Genomic DNA, 22,702 nt, shown 5'->3' with positions numbered 1-22,702 from the left:
AGAAAATATTATATTGCTTTCAACGTTTCTTTCATACTTTCATAAACAATGGACCAATTATCTTGGTCATCCCGATAAGATTTGGAGATAAAACGATGCATTTGTTTTTGTTTTTCCTCAAAGTCATCGGCATCCTTAGAAGGAAGCTGCGCACGTGCTTCATCTATATAAGCTTGAATTTTAGACGCTCTCGGTCCCCATTTGCCAGCTTCATTTCCTTCTGAATCGATAAAGATGATAATCGGAATCGATCTGGCTGTTCCGTTTGTCAAGTATTGATCCATCAATTCAAGATTATCATCCCGAAGCAAAGCTTTAACAGGCATATTGCCAGCTTCTGAAATTTTAAGAAGGATCGGCATATTTAACATTGCGTCGCCACACCAATCTTCTGTAAGAATAATGGCTCTTAAGTTCATATTTTTAACTTCTTCAAAAAAGGCTTCATCAGCTGGTAATGAAAAATTATCATAGATGTATAATAAATCCTCTTTATTTACTTCCATTGCTTCAATGTATTCATCTGGATCAAGTCCTTTGTCATACCACTCGTTTAATGACATCTATATCCCTCATTTCAATTATTTGATATAGTAAGTGTACCTTCTTCTGTAAATTTGGTAAACAGTTGTTACTTATTATGGAGAGGTTCTGTAAATCTTCCTCCTTCAAATGAAGCGTGAATGGTAAATCACTTTAGATGGAAGAATAGTTGATAGGAGGCTATAAAATGGCAGATACACAATATGATTTTTTAATGGATTTACTTGATACCCCATCTCCATCAAGTATGGAAATGGAAATTCAAAAGAAATGGATCCACTATGTTAAGGAGTTTGCGGATGAAATTAGAACAGATCATGTCGGCAATGCAATCGCAGTATTGAATCCGGATGCTCCATTTAAAGTACTTTTAGCAGGTCATTGTGATGAAATTGGCTTAATGATTCAACGCATCGATGAGCGCGGCTTTTTATTTTTTGAAAAAATGGGCGGCATCAATCCAAAAGCAGCTGTAGGGATGCGGGTAACGGTGCTGGGCTATCAGGAAACCTTTACAGGTGTTGTTGGGGTAAATGCGCAGCATCTCGGCGGAATAAAGGGTGATTTTGATGTACAGGACTTATACATTGATTGCGGCTTCCAATCAAAGGAAGAAGCGCTCAGGAAGGTGCAGGTTGGCGATCTCTGTGTGTTTAAAACGGAGCCTGAAATATTACAGGACCGTTATGTTTCAGCGAGAGGATTGGATAATCGTACCGGAGCTTTTATGGTCGCAGAGGTAATTCGCAGGCTCTCTGAAAAGGATTTGTCCATTGGCGTTTATGGCGCAAGTACGGTCAATGAAGAAACAAATATGGGAGGGGCGTATTTTGCCGCTGCTGGTATAGAGCCGGATTTTGCCATCGCTATGGATGTAACCTTTGCAACGGACCATCCTAATGTAAATACGAAAAAGCAAGTGGAAGTTGAGTTAGAAGGAGGTCCGGTTTTGGCTAAAGGCGCTCCAATTCATCGTAAAATCAATCACTGGCTGGAAAAAGCAGCGAAGGAAAAAGACATACCTTTACAATATGAGTTAACACCTAAGGCAACAAGTACAGATGCAGATAAAATGCGCTATACAGGCAAAGGTGTACCAGTAGCGCTGGTGTCTCTGCCGCTCAGGTATATGCATTCACCTGTAGAAACAGTAAGCAAAAAAGATATGGAAATGGAAATTGAATTATTAATAACGATGCTTGAAAATATGACAGGAAAAGAAAATTTAAACCCATTATATGATGAGAAAAATGGATAATGTGAAGATATATTGAATTAAAAATTTTTCTCTTGTCAAATGCGTTTTATATGGTATACTATACCTAAATTAAATATTCGATTCCAATCTTCGGGGCAGGGTGTAATTCCCGACCGGCGGAAATAGTCCGCGAACTGTATAACGTTACAGTTGATCTGGTGAAATTCCAGAACCGACAGTGATAGTCTGGATGGGAGAAGATGTCGAGCTTATTTTATTCACTATACGTGTATGTTTTTGCGTATTTATTTAGCGATGACACAGAACCCTGAAGCCTCAAGAGCTTTAGGGTTTTTTTAGCGGGATAGGCATGATAATGTTTAGTAAAGAGATACCGCTTTTCTGGGTTGTGCACAGAATAAAGAATAGTATCGGACCTTCATCACGAGTTGGAATCGGAAAAATGATGGAGGAGGCAGACTGATGCAAAAAAAGAAGAAAAATCAGCTGTTAAAGTTAATTATTATCGCATTATTAAGTACTATTTCACTCGTGTTATTTTTTATTAATTTTCCGTTGCCGTTTTTACCAACACCTTATTTAAAGGTGGATTTCAGTGATGTTCCTGCGTTAATCGCATCGTTGATATTCTCGCCGTTAGCCGGAGTGCTTGTCGTAGGATTTAAGAACTTGTTATATCTGGCTGTATCAGGTTCTGGAGAGCCGATTGGCGTGTTATCTAATTTTGTGGCAGGGATTATGATTGTATTGCCGGTATCACTCATTTATCATCGGGTCAAAGGCTTAAAAGGCCTTATTACAGGGCTTGCAGCGGGTACCGTTATCATGGCGGTTGGCATGAGCGTACTCAACTATTACTTCATTTTACCGGCGTACGGCTGGTTTATGGGCTGGGAAATGTCTGAGCAAGTGAAGTGGGTTACCGTTATCGGCGGGGTGCTCCCGTTCAATTTTATTAAAGGAATTATTATCGCGATTTTGTTTATCCCGTTATTTAATAGAATGCAAAGCTGGATTCAGCAGCAGCGGACCAGATTTATATAAAGAGAAACTTCTTCAGCCGGGAGCCGAAAAGAAATTTTCCGCTGAAGGTTACATGCAAAAAAAGCAGAGACTTGGATAAAATAAGTCTCTGCTTTTTTTGTAATTCTGTTTTTAGTCCCAGACAATTATTCTGTATCGGTCGCTTCCTCCACAAGAATGCTTGCAGTAGGCAATACCTCAAGTCTTTCTTTAGGGATAGGCTTTCCGGATTTTTCACTGATTCCGTATGTGCCGTCTTCTATTCTTTGTAACGCATCGTCAATCTCCGTAATCTCTTCTTTTCGCATCAGGTTGAACCCGGCCTCCCGCTGCTGTTCAAACTGCTCTGTTCCTAAATCAGCCGGATGATTATTGACGGAAGCGAGTTCATCATCTTGATTATTATCTGTTTCTAAATGGGATTCCGCTTCCTCTTTCATGTCTAAAAGTCTTTTTTTAAAATAAGTGATATCTTCTTTCGTTAAATGTTCCGCTTGCATGATTACCATCCTTTCTAAATGATTTATCCACAAATGCTTATAAAGGTTGTTCAAAAAGCCCAATCAACATGACATACCAAATCTCTATCGGCCTTTTTGAACAAGCACTTTTATCACAGAGAACTGTCCGTAAAACTCCCGCTGCGTGAAGTTTCGTTTTAGAACAATCCGGAAATTAACAAAGAGAGACCTAACAGCATCCCGTAAATCGTATTTGTTTTCGCTGTTTTAGCCATCGCCGGCATCATTTCAATCGCTTTTGTCTTTCCTTTAAATTGGATGATGACACTGGCTGCCGGTGGAATACTCAGCAAAGTAAGGAAAGACCATAAGGGCAGAGCGCCTGTCAATATAAGAATAATAGTGATTGAAAATGAAACAATAAACAACAAAGCAAGCAGCTTGATTGATTTTGGTCTGCCAAGAAGAACGGCAATGGTTTTTCTTCCGCCTCTCTTATCTCCATCACGATCCCGGATATTGTTGGCAAAGTTAATACAGCCGATAAATATCGTAATTGGAAGGGAAATCCAAATCATTTCCGCCGTAACGGAAGCCGTTTGAATATAATAGGTAATCCCAATAATAACGGATCCCATCAGCACACCAGAGAACAATTCTCCAAAAGGTGTGTAGGAAATCGGAATAGGACCTCCAGTATATAAATAACCGATTGCCATGCAAAATAAACCAATAATTGCAATCCACCAGCTCGATGCGATACATATGTATACACCGATTCCAACGGATATAGCATAAAAAAGTAAAGCAATGTTACGAATCCGCTTCGGGTGCATGCCGTCCCGGACAATGGAACCGCTGATTCCGACCGATTGATCGTTATCTAATCCGCGTACAAAATCGTAGTATTCATTAAACATATTGGTAGCTGCCTGAATTAGTAAAGAGGCAACCATCATCGCAAAAAACAGCAGCCAATCAATGGTACCTTCATTAAAAGCAATCATTGTCCCGACAAAAACCGGAACAAAGGATGCTGTGAGCGTATGCGGCCGGATTAATCGCCACCATTTATGAAATCCTTCCCGTTCATTCAGTAATTCTTTTATATCAGCCGAATCTTTCGTCGTCATTACCTGCTTCCTCCTAAAAAACAATATCGTATTTATTTTAGATAAGGGACAGAGACGTGTCAAACCTATTTTACGGGAGGAATAGACAGTTATGGGTGGAAAATGAGAAAAGCATAGCAGATTTAAACGAATTAGTAGGCTTTTCTTGAGAAAGTAACGAAAAGGGCATAAAATAGGAGGGGATAAAAAATACCTGTCCAACTTATGAAAGGATGTTCAAGAAGTATAATAAAAAAGAGGTTATCTCTTTTGTGATTCTTGAACACGTACCTATTACGGAGGTTTATCAACATGATCGAAGTAAAAGAAAAACAGTTTACTGCTGAATTGGAAGCTGCTATACAGTCCGTTCATACAGATCAAAAAAACAAACTGTTTAGTTATACGGAAAAAATCAATCCAGTTAATTTATATAGATTTTTAGAAAAATCGGCTGATTTAAAGCTTCCCCGTACATTTTGGTCCAGTGCAAATGAAGATTTTCAAATGGCGGGGGCGGGGCATGCTTTTGAATTATCTGCTAAAGCCTCTTCCTCTCGCTATGAACAAGTGGAGCAGGAATGGCATGCTTTATTAAGTGATGCTGTTATTTATAACCCCTATCATGTTTCAGGTACCGGGGTTGTCGCACTTGGAGGTTTTTCTTTTGACCCGTTAAAGCCGCAGACAAAGCTGTGGGAAAACTTTCCCTGCAGTCATTTTTCCATTCCAAGCTATATTCTGACTCATGCAGAAGGGAATTATTACCTTACCCTAAATCGCTTCATCCGCACAGACGAAACGTATGCCGTTGTATTGGAGCAATTACAAGACCATCGTCAGGCCCTGCTGAATAATGCAGAGAATAAGAGGGATGGATCTGCATTGCACATTCAACGTAAAACAGAGATTGATCCGAAACAATGGAAGGAAACAATTAAAAAAGCTACGGATGTGATGAAAAATACGGCAGTTGATAAAATTGTGCTGGCAAGAGAGGTACGGCTGCATTTTAATCAATCAGCAAACATTCCCGACATTCTCAAGCGTCTTGTAGATACGCAGCCAAATACCTATGTGTTTGGCTATGAAATGGGAGAGGATTGTTTCCTTGGAGCAACGCCGGAGCGTCTCGTTAAAGTGAAGGATGACGAAGTGCTTTCTACCTGCTTAGCCGGTACGGCACCGCGCGGAGAGACAATGGAAGAGGACGAGCAAATTGCTGATAATCTGTTTAGAGATCCAAAAAACCGTGAGGAGCATGATTATGTCGTGCAGATGATCCGCAATACGATGGAGGCTTACTGTAAGGATGTTAATGTTCCTTCTGAACCGGCTGTGCATCAATATAAAACACTTCAGCATTTATATACTCCGGTGCGTGCCAAGCTGAAAAAAAATCACCGTATTTTTTCCATTATCAGCGGACTGCATCCGACGCCGGCTCTTGGAGGAACGCCGAGACAGGAAGCATTGGCATTTATCCGCGAAAACGAGTTGTTGGACCGGGGCTGGTACGGAGCGCCTATCGGCTGGATGGACAGTAATAATCATGGTGAATTTGCTGTAGCCCTGCGTTCGGCACTTATCCAAAAGGATGAAGCCTCCCTGTTTGCAGGCTGCGGAATCGTCGAGAATTCGATTCCAGAAAGTGAATATGAAGAAACTAATATTAAATTGATGCCGATGTTATCTGTTTTAGGAGTGGATTAGAGAAATGAATTATAGAGAAAGCTTAACACGTTATACTGCAAACTTTATTGATGAGCTGGCGAGGAATGGGATGACGGATGTTGTTATTTCTCCCGGCTCCAGGTCCACTCCGCTGGCGCTGGTGTTTAGAGAGCATCCATCTATCAAAGAATGGATTGTTATCGATGAAAGGTCAGCTTCCTTTTTTGCATTGGGATTAGCGAAAAAATCAAATCGGCCGGTAGCACTGGTATGTACATCAGGAACGGCTGCTGCAAATTATTATCCGGCTGTGGTAGAGGCTTTTTACAGCAGAGTACCCCTGCTCGTTTTGACAGCGGACCGTCCGCATGAATTACGTCAGGTCGGGGCTCCGCAAGCCATTGAGCAAATAAAAATGTATGGAGATTATGTCAAATGGTTTCATGAGATGGCGACCCCGGAAGGAACGCCGCCAATGCTGCGTTATGCGCGTCAAAAAGCAGCGCAGGCTTTTGCCTTTACAGAGCAGGGGAATAAAGGGCCTGTTCAAGTAAACTTTCCCTTTAGAGAACCGCTCACGCCAGATTTCACACTTCCTGATATTTGGGGGGCTGAAAAAGAGAAGTCTATTACCGGTATCAATAGAATAGAAGGCGTGAAGTATTTAGGCGAAGAACAAATACAGGAACTTACAGCTCTTTTTGAATCCTCTCAAAAAGGGCTCCTTGTGTGCGGGCCAGAGATGAATGGAAATTTCGCAGCGCGTGTATGCGAACTGGCTCAAGCTTGGAATCTGCCTGTTCTGGCTGATCCTTTATCACAGCTGCGGACAGGGAAGCATGATAAAACCCATGTCATCGAAGGCTACGATGCGTTCTTGCGGGATTCGGAAATTCGTGAGCGGCTGCAGCCGGATTATATTATCCGCTTCGGAGCAATGCCGGTATCGAAAGCATATTTGTTTTATGTCAAAGAGCATAGCCATATCCCGCAGTTTGTTGTAGAAGAGAATGAAGGTTTCCGTGACCCGACCGGCAATGATACAGCTTATATCTATGCTGACCCAAGACAACTATGCAGTCAGCTGATTGAAAAAGCGCCGGAAAAACATCAGCCTGCAGCATGGCTGCGTGAATGGCAGCATTATAATCAAATTGCTAAGAATCATTTATTATCTGGAGAAGAAATGCAGGTAACAGAAGGAGAAGCTGCCCGCGGAATAGCAGCGGTTATTCCAGACCAGACAACGTTATATGTCGGAAACAGTATGGCTGTCCGTGATGTGGATAGCTTTTTTATGGGTTCTTCGAAAGCTGTTTCTATTCTGTGCAACCGGGGAGCCAATGGGATTGATGGTGTGATTTCAAGTGCTGTTGGTGCTGCAGCAGCTGGAGAGCGGGTTACCCTGCTGATTGGCGATCTGTCCTTTTTCCATGATATGAATGGGATGCTGGCGGCAAAACAATACCAGCTTCCAATCACCATTGTATTAGTAAATAATAACGGTGGAGGAATATTTTCTTTCCTTCCGCAGGCTAATGATAAGAAGCATTTTGAAGCACTTTTTGGTACGCCGGTTGACTTGCCTTTTGAAAAAGCCGGAGCGTTATATGGTGCAGCTTATCAGGTTGTTTCAACAGAGCGTGCTTTAAAGGAACAGCTGGAGCAAAGTTATCAGCAATCCGGCTTATCCATCATTGAAGTGAAAACAGATCGTGATGAAAATGCTGTCTGGCACCGGGAGAAATGGAATCGGATTATGGCAGAGATAAAAGAGGGATGGCAATGAGTCCAGCGGGTTTACCATACGAAATCAACGGTGAAGGAGAACCTGTGCTGTTTTTACATGGATTTACCGGAACACGCGAGACCTGGCGCGAGACTTGCTCGTATTTATCGGGCTATCAATGTATTTTAGTGGATTTGCCGGGGCATGGAGAGGCAGACAGTACCATTTCTTCGATGAAGGATTGCTGTACCCTGCTTGCGGAGCTTTTAGATAAATTAGGAATAAAAAAAGCACATGTCGTCGGTTATTCCATGGGAGGAAGGACCGCACTAAGCTTTGCGATGTATTATCCGAAGTATATTGCTTCTCTGATATTAGAGAGTGCCTCCCCAGGATTAAAGGAGGAAGCTGCCCGTCATGAAAGGAAAGAAAAGGACGAGCAGCTGGCACAGCGTATTTTGGAAAATGGCATCGAAGCATTTGTGAATACGTGGCAGGAGCTTCCTTTATTCGCTACCCAAAAACAGCTGCCGGATGATGTGCAGCGGAATATCCGAAATGAACGTCTTTCTCAAAAGGAGGAAGGCTTAGCGATGTCTCTGCAGGCGATGGGGACAGGAGCTCAGCCCTCCTGGTGGGAGCGGCTTTCAGAGATTGCGAAACCGACTTTATTGATTGCTGGCGAAGAGGACGAGAAATTTGTCGCCATGAATCAAATGATGCAAAAAGCAATTCCACAGGCAGTTTTCATGCTTTGTCCGAAAGCCGGTCATGCTGTTCATGTGGAAAAATCGCGAAACTTTGGTAAAATGGTAAATGTGTTCTTAAATGAAAATCATATTACGTCATAAGCCTTGCGCTTGAAAGGAGTCATGAACATGACAGTAGAATGGCAAAAAGTGAAGAACTTTGAAGAAATAATTTATGAAAAATACAACGGGATTGCAAAGGTAACGATTAATCGTCCTGAAAAACGTAATGCCTTTACACCAAATACCGTAAAAGAAATGATTGAAGCTTTTACAGAAGCAAGAGACGATTCCTCCATCGGCGTGATTGTGTTAGCTGGAGAAGGAGATAAAGCATTCTGTTCCGGCGGAGACCAATCTGTCCGCGGCCATGGCGGCTATGTTGGCGGCGATGAAGTTCCTCGTTTGAATGTACTTGATCTGCAGCGTTTGATCCGTACGATACCAAAGCCGGTGGTTGCGATGGTTTCTGGCTATGCAATCGGAGGCGGACACGTGCTTCATGTGGTTTGTGACTTAACGATTGCAGCAGATAATGCCATCTTTGGACAAACCGGACCAAAAGTGGGCAGCTTTGATGCTGGCTATGGTGCAGGCTACTTGGCTCGTATGGTCGGTCATAAGCGCGCGCGTGAAATCTGGTACCTGTGCCGTCAATATAATGCGGAAGAAGCATATGAAATGGGATTGGTAAACACCGTGGTTCCTTTGGAAAAATTAGAAGAAGAAACCTTACAATGGTGTGAAGAAATCTTAGAAAAATCGCCAATGGCATTACGCTTCCTGAAAGCATCCTTCAATGCAGATACGGATGGCTTAGCAGGACTGCAGCAGCTTGGCGGGGATGCAACCCTTCTTTACTACACAACAGATGAAGCAAAAGAAGGCAGAGATGCATTTAAAGAAAAAAGAAAACCGAACTTTAAGCAGTTCCCTAGATTCCCTTAAGTTTGTATGGAAGAAACCTTTGCGCACCACGCAAAGGTTTCTTTTCGCAAGGGAAGGAATATATTCTAATAACGACGGAGGAAGTAAAATGAGTACAGTTATTCCCCATTGGCTTGATAAACAAGCCGATTTATCCCCCAATGAAACAGCCGTAGAATGGAAAGATGGCACTACCATGACGTTTAGCCAGCTGGCTGAAAACAGCCGGGAAAAAGCAAGAAAGCTTGCTGCCGCTAATGTAAAAAAAGGCGATCATGTGGCGGTGCTTTCAGGCAACAGCATCGAAATGATGGAGGCCATTCATGCTTGCAGTTATTTAGGTGCAGTGGTTGTTTTATTAAATATGCGCTTAACTGCTTTTGAACGGAAACAGCAAATGGAAGATGCAGGAGTCACGCTGCTGATTGCAGAAGCAGAAGAGGAGACTTTGACAGAAATAAAACAGCTGACGTTTGAACAGCTGAATCAATTAAAAGCTTCCCCTCGTGTACAGCTTTTGGAAGAGATAGAGCTGTCTAATGTATTTACAATGATGTATACCTCTGGGACATCCGGTTTTCCGAAGGCTGTCCAGCATACGTATGAAAATCACTGGTGGAGTGCAACAAGCTCCAGCTTGAATTTCGGAAAGCACAATGACGATAAATGGCTGATTCCACTCCCGCTATTTCATGTGAGCGGACTGTCTACCATGTTAAAAGGAATTATTTATGGCATGCCCATTTATTTATTGGAAAAATTCAATGTGGAAGATGTGCATGATGCGATTATGAATAAGAAGGTAACCATCGCTTCTGTTGTTACAGTCATGCTGCAGCGCCTGGTAAGTTATCTGGGGGAATCAAGCTATCCGGAGGCTTTCCGCTGTATGCTTCTCGGAGGAGGACCAGCGCCAGAATCGCTGCTGCAGCAAACGAAAGCGAAACAAATTCCGGTGTTTCAGTCCTATGGTATGACGGAAACGGCTTCTCAAATTGTGACATTAAGTCCGAGAGACGCACTTCGAAAAGTGGGTTCAGCAGGAAAACCGCTGTTTCCAGCACAGCTAAAAATACGCGGACAGCAGACGAATGAAGTGGGGGAGATTCTTGTTAAGGGGCCAATGGTGACACCTGGTTATTATAATAGACCGGAAGCGAATGAAAAATCTTTCTCAGATGGCTGGCTGGGAACAGGTGATGTGGGGTATTTAGATGAAGAAGGCTTCTTATATGTGGTTGATCGCCGCAGTGATTTAATTATTTCCGGCGGAGAAAATATTTACCCGTCAGAAATTGAAAATGTATTACTGCAGATAGAAGGAATTCGGGAAGCAGGGGTAACCGGCTTGACGGACAAGGAATGGGGAGAAATTCCGGTTGCTTTTGTTGTTACGGACAAAACGATTACAAAAGAGGAGATTCTTTCTTTCTTAAAGGATAAATTAGCACGTTATAAACAGCCGAAGGAAATTCATTTTATGGATCAATTACCGAGAAATGCTGCAAATAAGCTGGTTCGTCAGGCATTAAAGAATTATCGATAGGCACATAGCAAATTTGTAACAGAATTTTTGCTGTTTCTTTACAGTTTCATAAAACAGGTTTGGCTCTTTTTGATGACGGGTAGCGCTAACTATACCGTTTAGAAAGGGGCAAAAATCAATGGAAAACTTTATGAACGATTATTTTACAGCAAACTTTTGGACTGGACTCCAAAACGTGGTTATAGCGCTTATTGTTCTTCTTATCGTATGGCTGCTTGCTAAACTGATAAGCAACGTAGTAGAAAAAGCGTTAAAGAAAACGAACTGGGATGATAAGCTATTTAATCGGTTCCGATTAAAAGGGGAGCCGGTGAAGTCAGAAAAGGTTATTGCAAAAGCAGTTTATTACATACTGCTGATTGTTGCATTTATTTTATTCTTCAATATTCTTAATCTGTCGATGATTGCTAATCCATTATCGGATTTGATCTCAACATTCTTAAATTTCATACCGGCAGTAGTGAAGGCAGCATTAATCTTACTATTGGCTTGGGTCATTGCGACTGTTGTCCAATGGATGATTGTTGAAGGAAGTAAAAAGCTGCGGATTCAGCGCCTGTTTTCCAAAATAGGAGTTGCTGATTCTGAGGATGGAATCCGAAAAACAACGGAAACTATCGGGAAATTTGCGTTCTATCTTATTTTACTCCTATTTATTCCTGGTGTACTGCAGGCTTTAAATATTCAGGGGGTTGCCGAACCGTTTAGCGGTCTGTTGGCGTCTGTTTTAAACTTTATCCCTAAACTTGCTGCAGCCGTACTTATTTTTGCAGTAGGCTGGTTTGTCGGCAAGATTGTCCGCAGTGTAGTGACAAATTTATTAGACGCAGCAGGTACAGAAAAATGGATTCAAAAATTAAAGCTGTCCAATTTATTTGAAGGGACATCTTTTGCAAAATTTGTCGGAAACATTGTTTTCATTCTTATTCTGATTCCAATTACGATTTCTGCGTTGGAACAATTAGAATTAGCAGGGATTACGGAGCCGGCAATCGGCATGCTGCACAGTGTCGTGCAGATGATTCCGAATATCCTGATTGCAATTGGTTTAATTCTGGTGGGAATCTGGTTAGGCAAGCTGATTGGTGAATTTGTCAGCAGTTATCTTGCTAAATTAGGATTTAATCGTTTTGTTTCCACTGTCAGCAATAATAAAGCAGTGGACCAGGCGAAATGGACGCCATCTTATATTGGCGGCTATGTTGTACAGATTTTAATTATTTTCTTCTTAACGGTGCAGGCATTGTATATTATTCAGCTGGATTTCCTGGTAGGAATTGCAACTGCGATTACTGCTTATCTGCCAAATGTTCTGGCAGCAGTGCTTATTTTGGGTATTGCTTTATTACTTGGTTCGATGGTGCAAAAAGTATTGCTGCATCTGTTAAATGGACCGGCAACTGGTGTGCTTGCAGGGTTTGCCAAGTATAGTATTTTGATTCTGGCAGCATTTATGGCTGTATCCCAACTGGGTATTGCATCAACTATTGTAAACAGTGCATTTATCTTGCTGCTGGCCGCATTAGCATTGGCATTTGGACTTGCCTTTGGTTTGGGAGGAAAAGATTTTGCAGCAAAATATCTGCAGAAATTTGATAGAACAATTGATAATACTTCCATTAACCAGGAGCAGCAGAATCGTACGGACAATAATGATAATCTGTAATAACAGTTTGAAAAGGCGTGTGTACCTTCAAAGGTATATGCGCTTTTTTCATATTTAAGAGATTATTTTCGTTTTTTGCGGAGAATATAATCGTGAGGTGATGAAATTGGATAAACAAAAATATTTTATCAGTGTTGGACAAGGTGAAATTTCCCGGACTCCGTACCAGGGAAATGATGATTTTGTGATTTATGCAACGGCAGAAGAAATACTCATGCTGCGCAGAAAATTTGAAGGACTGCATGAAGCGAGTTTTGACAGCTACAAACGGTCTCACATCCCTTTTGTACCTTACCATTTGGATACTGCCAATGATGTCTATGATGAAACGATGGCAGGAGTGTATCAAGCGTTATATGACCTGGGGGATGAAAATACGAAGAACCATATTCGGACTATGGGAATATTAGATGAAGAATAGGTAAAAAAGTACTTTAGTACGAAAATGTTTAGATGATATAATAAAAAGGTACAGTATAGTATATGAAAAATCAGAAATAAAGAATTTTTCATCAGTAAAAACAGGTTTTTTTAGACAGGAAACATAGATAAGAAGAGGGAGTGCTGTATATGAGAAAGCTCGCTTTAATTCTTTGTTTTACAATGATGACAGCCGTTATTTTATCTATCACTGTACCTGGAGAATCTGCTGTCGAAGGAAACAATCAGATCGGTGCATCTGCAGAAGCAGAAGAAATGCAGCCGGATAAGGAAGAAGTTATTCGCGTTATGAACGGGTTAGAAGATACATTGAAGCAGGATGCGGATGATTCGTATAAGCTGAAGCATTATGCAACAGAACAGGAGCTTACAGAAGCTTTTGAAGCATATGTTACACCAGAATTAGCCGCAGCCTTTGTTGACTATTACTTCCGGGCTGAAGCGGACGGCGTTTATGTTATCCCGACACAAACGGAGCCATGGTTTCAAGAAGAAAATGAATATGATATGATAAATATATCAAATCATTTTGTACAAGTAGTACAGGAAAATGAAAATGACATGGTAGGGAGTTACACTCTTGTGGTGGAGATGGCATTTCAAAACGGCTGGAAAATTCAAGGTATAAGCTATAAGTGATAACAGCCCTGTGGGAAAGTAGTGGAAGTAGTGAACGTTTTTAAGGATTTTTACAATAATACGGTACAATTATCTTTTTTAGATCATCCATTTTCGAAAAGTCCGAAGCATGTATGGGTGATTTGCAGATATAAAGATAAATGGCTGTTAACGGACCACAAGGAAAGAGGAATTGAGTTTCCTGGAGGGAAGGTCGAACCAGGAGAAACTGCAGAGCAGGCGGCTGTCCGGGAAGTTATGGAGGAAACAGGGGCAACGGTAAACAAGCTTCATTACATTGGACAATATAAAGTGGACGGGCGTTATGAAACAGTTATTAAGAATGTCTACTATGCGGAAATTGATGAATTGATTCCGCAATCTACTTATTATGAAACGAAAGGTCCGGTATTCCTAAAGAATATCCCGGCGAATGTAAAAAGGAAAACGGATTTTAGTTTTATTATGAAGGATGCTGTACTAGAATCCTGTTTGCTCCGGATAAAAAAATCGTATGTATAAAAATAGCAGTCAGCTGAGCGCTGGCTGCTATTTTCGAATCAGCATCTGCTCTATTTTTTCTACGGTTTTGTACATAATCGCCGCAAGGATAGCGATGATGACAAGGCTGGACATAACAAGCGTAAAATCAAATACTTGAAAGCCGTAAATAATTAAATATCCTAACCCCTGTTTGGAAACTAAATATTCTCCGACAATAACTCCTACCCAGGATAGCCCGACATTTACCTTTAAGGTGGAGATAATAGCCGGTAAAGAGGCAGGAAAAACCGCTTCTTTAAAGCATTGCCATTTTGTTGCTTCAAAGCTCCGCAATACTTTTAAATAGTTTTGGTCGACCTCGTTGAAAGCCGCAAATACAACAAGGGTGGTAACAATAACAGAAATAATAAATCCCATCGCAATGATGGATAAATAGCCGGGACCAAGTGCTACGATGAGTATCGGGCCGAGAGCCACTTTTGGCATTGCATTAAAAACTACCAGATAAGGATCCATGACTTTCGCAAAACGATGAAAACTCCAGAGCATAGAAGCAATGATAATCCCGGCAATTGTGCCGATCAAAAAGCCGAGGATGGTTTCAAACAGCGTAATCTGAATATGACTGAGTAAGGATCCCTCTAAGAGCCGGCTCCATATTGAGCTGAATACACGGCTGGGCGAGCTGAAGAGCAGCGGATCTATCCAGTAAAACCTGCTGGCTGTCTCCCAGAGAGCAAAAAATAAAATTAAAATAGACAGCTGCCAGGTCAGTACAATCTTAGCTTCTTTTTTTAATTTTTGCTGATAGAGTGCAAATAACTTAGGACCGTTCATAAGCATCCTCCTCTAGAGGCTTTACTGTATCTTTTTGCTGGTCTAAGTCCGCCCAGATTTTATCAAAAAGCCGGCTGTATTTTGGATGCTTTCTTGCCATAAACGGTGATTCATTTCGTAATTCAACAGGCACGTCATATACTTTTTCAATTGCACCGGGATGCGAAGACATCAGAATAATCCGGTCGCTCATTGAAATAGCTTCCCCGATATCATGTGTTACCAGAATGGCTGTTTTTTGATAAGCTTTTAATAAATCAGCTACCAATACTTCCAGTTTTAGCTTTGTCTGAAAATCCAGAGCAGAAAAGGGTTCATCCAGTAAGAGAATTTCCGGCTCTGTGATAAGTGTTCTGATTAATGCCGCCCGCTGCCGCATCCCCCCTGATAATTCATTAGGGTATTTATCAGCGACATCTTCTAGTCCGACTTCTTCCAAAAGGGCAATTGCTCTTTGCTTTAAATCCTCTGGCTTCCGTTTTCTGATTCTAGGTCCAATGAGCACATTATCAATAATGTTTTTCCAGGGAAACAAATAATCCTGCTGGAGCATATAGCCGATTTCTAAATCGCTTCCGTCTATATTCTTCCCGTTTACTAAAATATTGCCTTCAGCAGGTTGCAGCATTCCAGAGATAAGAGAGAGCAGCGTAGATTTACCACAGCCGCTTGGTCCGAGCAATGAAATGAATTCATTCTTTTTCACAGAAAAAGAGATATTGTGCAGCGCTTCTGTATATTGTTTTTTGGAGAAGTAATAATGAGATACCCGCTCTAATGTAAGATAAGACATTGTTGACCTCCTTTATTCCCCGATGATCCGCTCTGCATACTCTGTGTTGACGAGATCTTCATATGGAGCATCTCCAGGGAGCTCCCCGGCTTCATCCATAATATCTTTTAGGTTTTCCCAGGCATCCTCTTCCAGCAGCGGAGATGTCGCAAAGGAGCCTTGCTGTTTATAGCGGTCGATGGCATTAGCGAGCATTTCTACATCGGTATCTTCAAAATAAGGCTCTACCACTTCTGCAATTTCTAACGAATCTGTCTCCTCCACCCATTGCTGTGCTTTATAGATTGCTCTGGTAAATGCTTCGACAGTTTCCTCTTCTTCATCTAAAAAGCTTTCCTTTGCCATGAAGACAGTGTACGGCACTTGCCCGGATTCTTCTCCGAAAGAGGCGACAATCTCACCCTGGCCATTTGCTTCAAAAATACTTGCGGTTGGTTCAAATAACTGCACATACTCATAATCCCCGCTGGCAAAAGCGCCTGGAATATTTGCAAAATCAATATTCTGAACTAAATTTAAATCTTCTTGAGGGTTGATATCATGCTGCTTCAAAACATACTCCCCAACCATCTGAGGCATTCCGCCGACACGCTGACCGAGAAAATGGCTGTCGCGTAAATCCTCCCAATTAAATTCTTCATCTGCGTCCTTGGCTACTAAAAATGTTCCGTCCGTCTGAGTCAGCTGGGCGAAGTTCACAGCGTAATCCCTGGAATCCTGAGCATAGACATAGATAGATGTTTCTGAGCCGACCAGCGCAATATCTGCGCTGTCAGATAACAGTGCTGTCATTGTCGTATCGCCGCCCCATGTTGTTTGCAAATCGACCTCCAGTCCTTCTTCTTCAAAAAAGCCTTTTTCTAAAGCAACATATTGCGGTGCATAAAAAATGGATCGTGTGACTTCTGCAAGGTCTATCTGGGTCATTTTATTTTGATTACAGGCACTAATGAGAAGCAGAGAACAAATCAATAGAATGAAACAAGCGAGCTTTCTCATTTTCTTCTTCCTTCCTTTCTCAAAAAACTGTTCTTGAACATCTTGTATAAATATATGTTTCGCGGGATGATTGTGTGAACGCCTAGAATTTGGAGATTTTGTGAGGTGAAAAGAAAAGAGCAGCAAAAAAAGGATAAACCCAAATTGGAGTTTATCCTTTTAATGCGTGAACATGCTATTTTGGAGAAGCTGTTTGATTATACTGGACGATACAGCGGACCAGCCTGTTGAATTGTGTCGCTGACTTCCGTGAATTTCTCGAAATTCATATGGAATTTTCCGGCTAATTTTTTAGCTTCCAGTTCATAACTTTCCTTATCCGCCCAAGCATTTTTAGGAACAAGAACTTCATCAGGAACACCTGGAATGAATTTTGGGATAGCCAACCCGAAAATTTCATCTGTTGTTGTTTCCGCGTCATTTAACTCGCCGATTAAAGCGGAGTGCACCATCGCACGCGTGTAGGATAATTTCATTCTCGTTCCTACACCGTACATGCCGCCGGTCCAGCCGGTATTAATCAGGAACACGTTAGCATCAAATTTATCAATTTTTTCTCCGAGCATTTCTGCATAGACAGATGGATTTAATGGTAAAAACGGAGATCCGAAGCATGCTGAGAATGTAGCGACAGGCTTAGTTACACCACGTTCTGTACCAGCCAGCTTGCTCGTGTATCCGCTTAAGAAATGATACATTGCCTGCTCTTTTGTCAATTTACTGATTGGCGGTAAAGTACCGGAAGCATCTGCGGTCAGGAAAATAATTGTATTTGGATGTCCGGCTACACTTGGCTCTAAGCTGTTATCAATATTTTCTAATGGATAAGCCGCCCGTGTATTTTCTGTTAACGAAGTATCATCATAATCCGGGACGCGTGTATCTTCATCCAAGGCGACATTTTCCAAAACAGATCCGTAGTGGATAGCATCAAAGATTTGCGGCTCTTTTTCTGCAGATAAATTAATGCATTTTGCATAGCACCCGCCTTCAATATTAAAGACACCTTCGTCACTCCAGCCATGCTCATCATCACCGATTAACCTTCTGTCAACGTCAGCTGAAAGTGTGGTTTTTCCAGTTCCGGATAAACCGAAAAATAAAGCGACATCGCCATCTTCTCCGACGTTAGAAGAGCAATGCATGGACAGAACATTTTGCTCGGGGAGGAGGAAATTAGCTACAGAGAAGATAGATTTTTTTATCTCTCCCGCATATTCTGTTCCGCCGATAAGCACAATGCGCTGTTCAAAGGAAATGAGAACAAAGGCTTCGGAGTTTGTGCCGTCAACTTCCGGGTCTGCTTTAAAACCGGGAGCAGAGATTACTGTAAAATCAGCTTCATGTAATTGTTCCATTTCTTTTTCAACAGGAATAAATAATTGTCTTGCGAATAAATTATGCCAGGCATATTCATTGATTACCTGAATAGGCAGTTTGTATTTTTCATCCGCACCCGCATAAGCTTGCAGGTGAAAAATTTCTTCTTGGTTATCTAAATAGGCAATCACTTTGCCAAGCAGCTGATTAAAGACTTCCTCTTCAATAGGCTGATTAACATTTCCCCAGTCTACCTTATCCGCTGATAAAGCATCTTTTACAATAAATTTATCTTTTGGAGAACGTCCCGTGTATTTTCCAGTGGTGGCACGGACCGCACCAGTAGATGTTAATTTTGCTTCATCACGATGAATAATTTTTTCGATAAGCTGGCCAACAGAATAGTTGCTGTAAATATTAGTTAAAGTGAGCTCCTCCAGTATACTTCTCCGCAATATTTTCATAAAGCAATTATTCACTCCTTATTAATGGTTTAGAATTGATTTTATCTTGAAATATGTTTATTAGTATAACACATTAAATATAATAGTCCATACTAATTTATGAAAAATTATTTTTTCTGTCACAGATGATAATAAGGTTGACAGGAGAGGCTTGTTTCGTTAATCTAAATATTGAACGGATACTCTTATTTGGAGATGGTGGAGGGACAGTCCCGATGAAGCCCAGCAACCTCACTTTAAGTGAAAGGTGCTAACCTGATGCAAGGATCATTCCTTGAACAATAAGAGCGAAAGGCCAATAAGTTTTCCTTTCCTCATATATTTTGAAGGAGAGGTTTTTTTGTTTTTAGGAGACTTTTTAAATATCCTCTAAAAAATGAAACCACATTGGGTGGAATGATAAATTTATATTGAAATAGAGTTCCGTAACATTATTGGAGAAGGGGAGTTAGCCTTATGGCTGCAAATCGTCGTTTATTTACTTCTGAGTCAGTTACTGAAGGGCATCCGGATAAGATGTCTGACCAAATTTCAGACGCTATTCTGGATGAGATTCTCTCGAAGGATCCGAATGCCAGAGTGGCTTGTGAAACTACGGTTACAACTGGAATTGTTTTAGTTGCCGGAGAGATTTCTACAAGTACATATGTAGATATTCCTGCAATTGTACGTGAAACAGTACAAGGAATTGGCTATACACGGGCAAAATATGGTTTTGATTCAGAAACATGTGCTGTATTGACTGCTATTGATGAGCAGTCTCCTGATATTGCCGGCGGTGTGGATGTTGCGCTGGAAGCAAGACAAGGACAAGAAAGTGAAGAAGAAATCGAGGCAATTGGTGCCGGTGATCAGGGATTAATGTTTGGTTATGCATGTAATGAAACTGAAGAGCTGATGCCTTTACCAATTTCTTTAGCACACCGTTTATCCAAAAGATTAGCAGATGTTCGAAAGGAAGAGATTATCGGCTATCTGCGTCCAGACGGGAAAACACAGGTAACCGTTGAGTACGGTGAAGATAATCAGCCGCTGCGTGTAGATACGGTTGTCATTTCTGCGCAGCATCATCCGGATATTACGAATGAACAAATCGAAGCGGATATTATTAAACATGTTGTCGAAGCTGTTGTACCCGGTGAATTACTGGATGAAAAAACAAAGTATTATATTAATCCGACCGGGCGCTTTGTTTTAGGCGGTCCACAAGGCGATGTCGGCTTGACCGGAAGAAAGATTATTGTAGACACTTATGGAGGCTATGCCAGACATGGGGGCGGCGCTTTTAGCGGTAAGGATGCAACGAAAGTGGATCGTTCTGCTGCGTATGCGGCCCGTTATGTTGCTAAAAATATTGTTGCTGCAGGTCTTGCTGATTCTTGTGAGGTTCAGCTGGCTTATGCGATTGGCGTTGCCCAGCCCGTTTCTATCTCAATCAATACATTCGGTACAGGGGAAGTCAGTGAAGAGAGATTAGTGGAAGCAGTCCGGGAGCTATTCGATTTGCGGCCGGCAGGTATTATCCGCATGCTTGATTTAAGGAGACCAATTTTTAAAAACACAGCTGCTTACGGCCATTTCGGACGTACAGATATTACATTCCCATGGGAAAAAACAGATAAAGTAGAAGAATTAAAAGCGTTGACTGCAAAATAAAAAAACGTCAGGTGTCTGAAGATGCCTGACGTTTTTCTTTAAAGAATAAAAGTATATAAAAAATGCTGAATATAGCCGCTCCAGAAATACACTCCGCTTTCCGTGGGCTTGAGCTCAGCCTCCTCGATAAAGAAGACTTAGCGATTGGCAAGCCATCAGGCGCAGACAGAGCTAAAGTCGTACTTATGCCCCGAGGGTAAAAAAAGAAGAACACTTTTTCCTGCGGGGTCTTCCCACTGGGACTGCGATTACTCGCCCCACCGAAGACCGTCGCAGCGGATATCTCTTCGGCGAGAACACTGATGTTTTAAAGACCAAGCGGTGTTCTTGGTTTTTCTTTATAATGGAAGGAAACTGGTTTTATTCCTTTCCGCCCATGTTTGTTTCTTTTAAATAATATTGTCCTTTTTCCACATAGGATTTACGGATGCGGTCCATTTCTTGATAGTCTTTATCGGTTAATTCACGGACCACTTTAGCCGGCCTGCCCATAGCTAATGTGCGGGGCGGTATTTTTTTGCCCGGCGGCACCAGGCTCCCGGCGCCGACAAAAGCATGTTCCCCAATCTCTGCGCCATCTAAAATAATAGAGCCCATGCCAATCAGCGCATGATGGCGTATAATCGCAGAATGCAAGGTGACTTGATGTCCGACAGTTACATCATCTTCAAGAATCAACGGCATATCAGGACTCTGATGCAGCATAGAGAGGTCCTGAACATTGGTACGCTTGCCGATTTTTGTCGGTGCCACATCACCGCGAATCACCGTGTGGAACCAAATACTTGCTTCTTCTTCAATCGTCACGTCCCCGTTGATTACCGCATTTTTGGCAATGAATGCGGCAGAATCAATAGACGGGGTTATTCCTTTATATGATTCAATCATCTGTATTCCTCCAACTCAGTCATATTGATTAAAGTATATCAAAGGAAATATTATCTGGAAAGGCAGCTCTAAATGAGTTGATTTTGGTACTGAATGAAGGAGAAAGAATTGTTATTCCTATCGCAATCTCCTAATTGTAGGCATATATTCTAAGCCATTTGTTTGATGTGGATAATAAGTTTGAATGTAGATATATTTCTTTTTATCCTCTACAGATACGCATCTTTTTATGGTAGAATAAATAAGCTGGTTACTTAAGGATAGTAATAACATAAAGAGATAAACAGGAACACTATTCTAAGTAATTTCCACGTTGTTGATTTGACAATGGGAGCAGTAACAGATGTTCCAGTAATAACTGGAATAAGTAATTGTATAAATCTGTTTTAATCTGGCTATGGATAATGGGGCATCCATACAAACAGGCGGACTTTTACAGAGAGAGAAAGTTTTGCATGTGGCGCAGAGAACTGATTTATCGTTAAAAATGGGGTTGTACTTTCATGTTGATTCAAATTGTAATAGGGATTTTATTTTTTATCGGTGTCTATATACTGATAAGCGATGAGCAAAAATGGCTGCGTCTGACAACATTTGGTTATTTTATTTTGTTAACTATTATTTTTGCAGCCGGATATATGAATCAGTTGAACAACCTGCAAGACCCTGAACTGGGCGAACTTTCTGCATTGCGCGACTGGGTTTATCTATTTGGATATTTATATTCTGTCCCGCTCATGGTTGTATCAGCTTATATTTGGATTCCCTATCCCAAAAAATATAAGACACTTCGATCCCGTGCGCTCATGATTTCTTTTATTATATTTATTATCATGACAGCCGGGCATTTCTTAAATTTATTCTTTCGATTACTATTTTTAGGAATTGCATAAGAAACGCTCTATGACACAGAGCGTTTCTTTTTTTCGATAGCGATTAAAAACGGAGCTTGATTTTGCTGATTGATAAATTGGTACCTGAGCACTTGATATTCTTTTTGATTTAATTGTGAGGCGTAAGAAAGAACCGCTTCTTTTTCTTCCTCGCCGCCCGGATGCCCATAATAAATAACCAGAACGACCAGACCGTTTGTTTTCAGTTTTTCCAATATCGCTTCAATCGAGGCGATGGTGGAGGGCGCTTTCGTAACTATTGATTTATCGCTTTTTGGTAAATAGCCAAGGTTAAAAATAGCACCGCCGAAAATATCTTCTTTAATATTGCTATGTATCTTTTCATGGCTGTCCTGAATAAGGGATACATTATGACAGCCATTTTTGTAAAGTGTCTCTTTCGTATTTTGAATGGCCTGCTCCTGGATATCAAATCCATATACCTTGCCGGAAGGACCGACAGTCTGGCTTAATAATAATGTATCATGTCCGTTTCCGCAGGTCGCGTCGATAGCTGTATCTCCTTCTTTCAGGCTTTCTTTTAAAAGTGTATGTGCGCAGGTTAAAACATTTAATAGCATGTTACTGTCTCCTTCTGTATTTTTTCCAATGTAAATATGCTGTATTTCATTATAACAAG

22 protein-coding genes and 2 riboswitches are annotated in these 22,702 nt (G+C 41.3%); of the genes, 13 read left to right on the top strand and 9 right to left on the bottom strand.

Annotation, left to right across the window (positions count from 1 at the left end; translation table 11 throughout):
• Positions 1-8: 8 nt before the first annotated feature.
• Positions 9-563, bottom strand: a complete 555-nt coding sequence (locus tag MKX55_RS16680) for a thioredoxin family protein (RefSeq protein WP_339233565.1) — start codon at positions 561-563, stop codon at positions 9-11.
• A gap of 167 nt (positions 564-730) precedes the next feature.
• Between MKX55_RS16680 and MKX55_RS16675 the strand changes: the two genes are divergently transcribed.
• Together MKX55_RS16675 and MKX55_RS16670 are read left to right on the top strand one after the other, a co-directional pair.
• Positions 731-1,801, top strand: a complete 1,071-nt coding sequence (locus MKX55_RS16675; protein ID WP_339178882.1) for a M20/M25/M40 family metallo-hydrolase — start codon at positions 731-733, stop codon at positions 1,799-1,801.
• 82 nt (positions 1,802-1,883) lie between these two features.
• Positions 1,884-2,007, top strand: a riboswitch (FMN riboswitch).
• A 217-nt stretch (positions 2,008-2,224) separates the two neighbouring features.
• The gene (locus MKX55_RS16670) at positions 2,225-2,806 is read left to right on the top strand and encodes an ECF transporter S component (protein ID WP_339178880.1); all 582 of its coding nucleotides are present in this window, start codon (positions 2,225-2,227) and stop codon (positions 2,804-2,806) included.
• Between the two features lie 125 nt (positions 2,807-2,931).
• Here the strand turns inward: MKX55_RS16670 and MKX55_RS16665 are convergent, their stop codons facing one another.
• Entirely contained in the window at positions 2,932-3,285 is a 354-nt protein-coding gene (locus MKX55_RS16665) for a hypothetical protein (protein ID WP_339178878.1), read from the bottom strand.
• Between the two features lie 158 nt (positions 3,286-3,443).
• On the bottom strand, positions 3,444-4,379 hold the full coding sequence (locus MKX55_RS16660) for a 1,4-dihydroxy-2-naphthoate polyprenyltransferase (RefSeq protein WP_339178875.1): 936 nt from the start codon (positions 4,377-4,379) through the stop codon (positions 3,444-3,446).
• 291 nt (positions 4,380-4,670) lie between these two features.
• Here MKX55_RS16660 and MKX55_RS16655 point away from each other — a divergent pair, with 291 nt between their 5' ends.
• The 9 genes from MKX55_RS16655 (at position 4,671) to ytkD (ending at position 14,230) form a co-directional block, all read left to right on the top strand.
• The gene (locus tag MKX55_RS16655; RefSeq protein ID WP_339233564.1) at positions 4,671-6,071 is read left to right on the top strand and encodes an isochorismate synthase; all 1,401 of its coding nucleotides are present in this window, start codon (positions 4,671-4,673) and stop codon (positions 6,069-6,071) included.
• 4 nt (positions 6,072-6,075) lie between these two features.
• Complete coding sequence (menD, locus tag MKX55_RS16650) at positions 6,076-7,821, top strand: 2-succinyl-5-enolpyruvyl-6-hydroxy-3-cyclohexene-1-carboxylic-acid synthase (protein WP_339233563.1); 1,746 nt, start codon at positions 6,076-6,078, stop codon at positions 7,819-7,821.
• Complete coding sequence (gene menH / locus MKX55_RS16645) at positions 7,818-8,612, top strand: 2-succinyl-6-hydroxy-2,4-cyclohexadiene-1-carboxylate synthase (protein WP_339233562.1); 795 nt, start codon at positions 7,818-7,820, stop codon at positions 8,610-8,612. The genes menD and menH overlap by 4 nt, the downstream gene beginning before the upstream one ends.
• A 27-nt stretch (positions 8,613-8,639) precedes the next feature.
• Positions 8,640-9,458: a 1,4-dihydroxy-2-naphthoyl-CoA synthase gene (menB, locus tag MKX55_RS16640; RefSeq protein WP_339233561.1), complete on the top strand. Its 819-nt coding sequence runs from the start codon at positions 8,640-8,642 to the stop codon at positions 9,456-9,458.
• Positions 9,459-9,546: 88 nt separating this feature from the next.
• Positions 9,547-10,983, top strand: a complete 1,437-nt coding sequence (locus tag MKX55_RS16635; RefSeq protein ID WP_339233559.1) for an o-succinylbenzoate--CoA ligase — start codon at positions 9,547-9,549, stop codon at positions 10,981-10,983.
• A gap of 118 nt (positions 10,984-11,101) precedes the next feature.
• Positions 11,102-12,649, top strand: a complete 1,548-nt coding sequence (locus MKX55_RS16630; protein ID WP_339233558.1) for a mechanosensitive ion channel — start codon at positions 11,102-11,104, stop codon at positions 12,647-12,649.
• A gap of 100 nt (positions 12,650-12,749) precedes the next feature.
• Positions 12,750-13,070: a hydrolase gene (locus MKX55_RS16625; protein ID WP_339178860.1), complete on the top strand. Its 321-nt coding sequence runs from the start codon at positions 12,750-12,752 to the stop codon at positions 13,068-13,070.
• A gap of 149 nt (positions 13,071-13,219) precedes the next feature.
• Complete coding sequence (locus MKX55_RS16620; RefSeq protein ID WP_339233557.1) at positions 13,220-13,729, top strand: hypothetical protein; 510 nt, start codon at positions 13,220-13,222, stop codon at positions 13,727-13,729.
• Between the two features lie 30 nt (positions 13,730-13,759).
• Positions 13,760-14,230, top strand: a complete 471-nt coding sequence (gene ytkD, locus MKX55_RS16615) for an RNA deprotection pyrophosphohydrolase (protein ID WP_339178854.1) — start codon at positions 13,760-13,762, stop codon at positions 14,228-14,230.
• Positions 14,231-14,257: 27 nt separating this feature from the next.
• On the opposite strand, the gene MKX55_RS16610 is transcribed toward ytkD, so the two are convergent.
• The 4 genes from MKX55_RS16610 to pckA all read right to left on the bottom strand — a co-directional run bounded on the left by MKX55_RS16610 (position 14,258) and on the right by pckA (position 18,625).
• On the bottom strand, positions 14,258-15,049 hold the full coding sequence (locus MKX55_RS16610) for an ABC transporter permease (protein WP_339178852.1): 792 nt from the start codon (positions 15,047-15,049) through the stop codon (positions 14,258-14,260).
• Complete coding sequence (locus MKX55_RS16605; RefSeq protein WP_339178850.1) at positions 15,036-15,842, bottom strand: ABC transporter ATP-binding protein; 807 nt, start codon at positions 15,840-15,842, stop codon at positions 15,036-15,038. The genes MKX55_RS16610 and MKX55_RS16605 overlap by 14 nt, the downstream gene beginning before the upstream one ends.
• 12 nt (positions 15,843-15,854) lie before the next feature.
• Positions 15,855-16,841, bottom strand: coding sequence for an ABC transporter substrate-binding protein (locus MKX55_RS16600; protein ID WP_339233556.1), 987 nt, complete (start codon positions 16,839-16,841; stop codon positions 15,855-15,857).
• Positions 16,842-17,038: 197 nt separating this feature from the next.
• Positions 17,039-18,625 carry a phosphoenolpyruvate carboxykinase (ATP) gene (gene pckA / locus MKX55_RS16595; protein WP_339233555.1) on the bottom strand — a complete coding sequence of 529 codons (1,587 nt, stop codon included), beginning with the start codon at positions 18,623-18,625 and terminating at the stop codon, positions 17,039-17,041.
• A 182-nt stretch (positions 18,626-18,807) separates the two neighbouring features.
• Positions 18,808-18,913: riboswitch (SAM riboswitch) on the top strand.
• Positions 18,914-19,081: 168 nt separating this feature from the next.
• Between pckA and metK the strand changes: the two genes are divergently transcribed.
• The gene (gene metK / locus MKX55_RS16590; RefSeq protein WP_042530704.1) at positions 19,082-20,281 is read left to right on the top strand and encodes a methionine adenosyltransferase; all 1,200 of its coding nucleotides are present in this window, start codon (positions 19,082-19,084) and stop codon (positions 20,279-20,281) included.
• A 360-nt stretch (positions 20,282-20,641) separates the two neighbouring features.
• Here the strand turns inward: metK and MKX55_RS16585 are convergent, their stop codons facing one another.
• Positions 20,642-21,169 carry a gamma carbonic anhydrase family protein gene (locus MKX55_RS16585; protein WP_339178843.1) on the bottom strand — a complete coding sequence of 176 codons (528 nt, stop codon included), beginning with the start codon at positions 21,167-21,169 and terminating at the stop codon, positions 20,642-20,644.
• Positions 21,170-21,672: 503 nt separating this feature from the next.
• Here MKX55_RS16585 and MKX55_RS16580 point away from each other — a divergent pair.
• Entirely contained in the window at positions 21,673-22,062 is a 390-nt protein-coding gene (locus MKX55_RS16580) for a hypothetical protein (RefSeq protein ID WP_193065448.1), read from the top strand.
• 8 nt (positions 22,063-22,070) lie between these two features.
• Here the strand turns inward: MKX55_RS16580 and MKX55_RS16575 are convergent, their stop codons facing one another.
• The gene (locus tag MKX55_RS16575) at positions 22,071-22,643 is read right to left on the bottom strand and encodes a class I SAM-dependent methyltransferase (protein ID WP_339233554.1); all 573 of its coding nucleotides are present in this window, start codon (positions 22,641-22,643) and stop codon (positions 22,071-22,073) included.
• Positions 22,644-22,702 lie beyond the last annotated feature (59 nt).

The organism is Oceanobacillus sp. FSL W7-1281 (genome assembly GCF_037969835.1).
GTDB lineage: Bacteria > Bacillota > Bacilli > Bacillales > Amphibacillaceae > Oceanobacillus > Oceanobacillus oncorhynchi.
The sequence above is the reverse complement of the archived record's forward strand: the minus strand, read 5'-3'. Positions and strand labels throughout refer to the sequence as shown.

What these genes read in the sequence shown, in the direction of transcription:
- MKX55_RS16680 (WP_339233565.1), bottom strand. Translation starts at nt 563, where the DNA reads ATGTCATTAAACGAGTGGTATGACAAAGGACTTGATCCAGATGAATAC.
- MKX55_RS16675 (WP_339178882.1), top strand. Translation starts at nt 731, where the DNA reads ATGGCAGATACACAATATGATTTTTTAATGGATTTACTTGATACCCCA.
- MKX55_RS16670 (WP_339178880.1), top strand. Translation starts at nt 2,225, where the DNA reads ATGCAAAAAAAGAAGAAAAATCAGCTGTTAAAGTTAATTATTATCGCA.
- MKX55_RS16665 (WP_339178878.1), bottom strand. Translation starts at nt 3,285, where the DNA reads ATGCAAGCGGAACATTTAACGAAAGAAGATATCACTTATTTTAAAAAA.
- MKX55_RS16660 (WP_339178875.1), bottom strand. Translation starts at nt 4,379, where the DNA reads ATGACGACGAAAGATTCGGCTGATATAAAAGAATTACTGAATGAACGG.
- MKX55_RS16655 (WP_339233564.1), top strand. Translation starts at nt 4,671, where the DNA reads ATGATCGAAGTAAAAGAAAAACAGTTTACTGCTGAATTGGAAGCTGCT.
- menD (WP_339233563.1), top strand. Translation starts at nt 6,076, where the DNA reads ATGAATTATAGAGAAAGCTTAACACGTTATACTGCAAACTTTATTGAT.
- menH (WP_339233562.1), top strand. Translation starts at nt 7,818, where the DNA reads ATGAGTCCAGCGGGTTTACCATACGAAATCAACGGTGAAGGAGAACCT.
- menB (WP_339233561.1), top strand. Translation starts at nt 8,640, where the DNA reads ATGACAGTAGAATGGCAAAAAGTGAAGAACTTTGAAGAAATAATTTAT.
- MKX55_RS16635 (WP_339233559.1), top strand. Translation starts at nt 9,547, where the DNA reads ATGAGTACAGTTATTCCCCATTGGCTTGATAAACAAGCCGATTTATCC.
- MKX55_RS16630 (WP_339233558.1), top strand. Translation starts at nt 11,102, where the DNA reads ATGGAAAACTTTATGAACGATTATTTTACAGCAAACTTTTGGACTGGA.
- MKX55_RS16625 (WP_339178860.1), top strand. Translation starts at nt 12,750, where the DNA reads ATGAAATTGGATAAACAAAAATATTTTATCAGTGTTGGACAAGGTGAA.
- MKX55_RS16620 (WP_339233557.1), top strand. Translation starts at nt 13,220, where the DNA reads ATGAGAAAGCTCGCTTTAATTCTTTGTTTTACAATGATGACAGCCGTT.
- MKX55_RS16610 (WP_339178852.1), bottom strand. Translation starts at nt 15,049, where the DNA reads ATGAACGGTCCTAAGTTATTTGCACTCTATCAGCAAAAATTAAAAAAA.
- MKX55_RS16605 (WP_339178850.1), bottom strand. Translation starts at nt 15,842, where the DNA reads ATGTCTTATCTTACATTAGAGCGGGTATCTCATTATTACTTCTCCAAA.
- MKX55_RS16600 (WP_339233556.1), bottom strand. Translation starts at nt 16,841, where the DNA reads ATGAGAAAGCTCGCTTGTTTCATTCTATTGATTTGTTCTCTGCTTCTC.
- pckA (WP_339233555.1), bottom strand. Translation starts at nt 18,625, where the DNA reads ATGAAAATATTGCGGAGAAGTATACTGGAGGAGCTCACTTTAACTAAT.
- metK (WP_042530704.1), top strand. Translation starts at nt 19,082, where the DNA reads ATGGCTGCAAATCGTCGTTTATTTACTTCTGAGTCAGTTACTGAAGGG.
- MKX55_RS16585 (WP_339178843.1), bottom strand. Translation starts at nt 21,169, where the DNA reads ATGATTGAATCATATAAAGGAATAACCCCGTCTATTGATTCTGCCGCA.
- MKX55_RS16580 (WP_193065448.1), top strand. Translation starts at nt 21,673, where the DNA reads ATGTTGATTCAAATTGTAATAGGGATTTTATTTTTTATCGGTGTCTAT.
- MKX55_RS16575 (WP_339233554.1), bottom strand. Translation starts at nt 22,643, where the DNA reads ATGCTATTAAATGTTTTAACCTGCGCACATACACTTTTAAAAGAAAGC.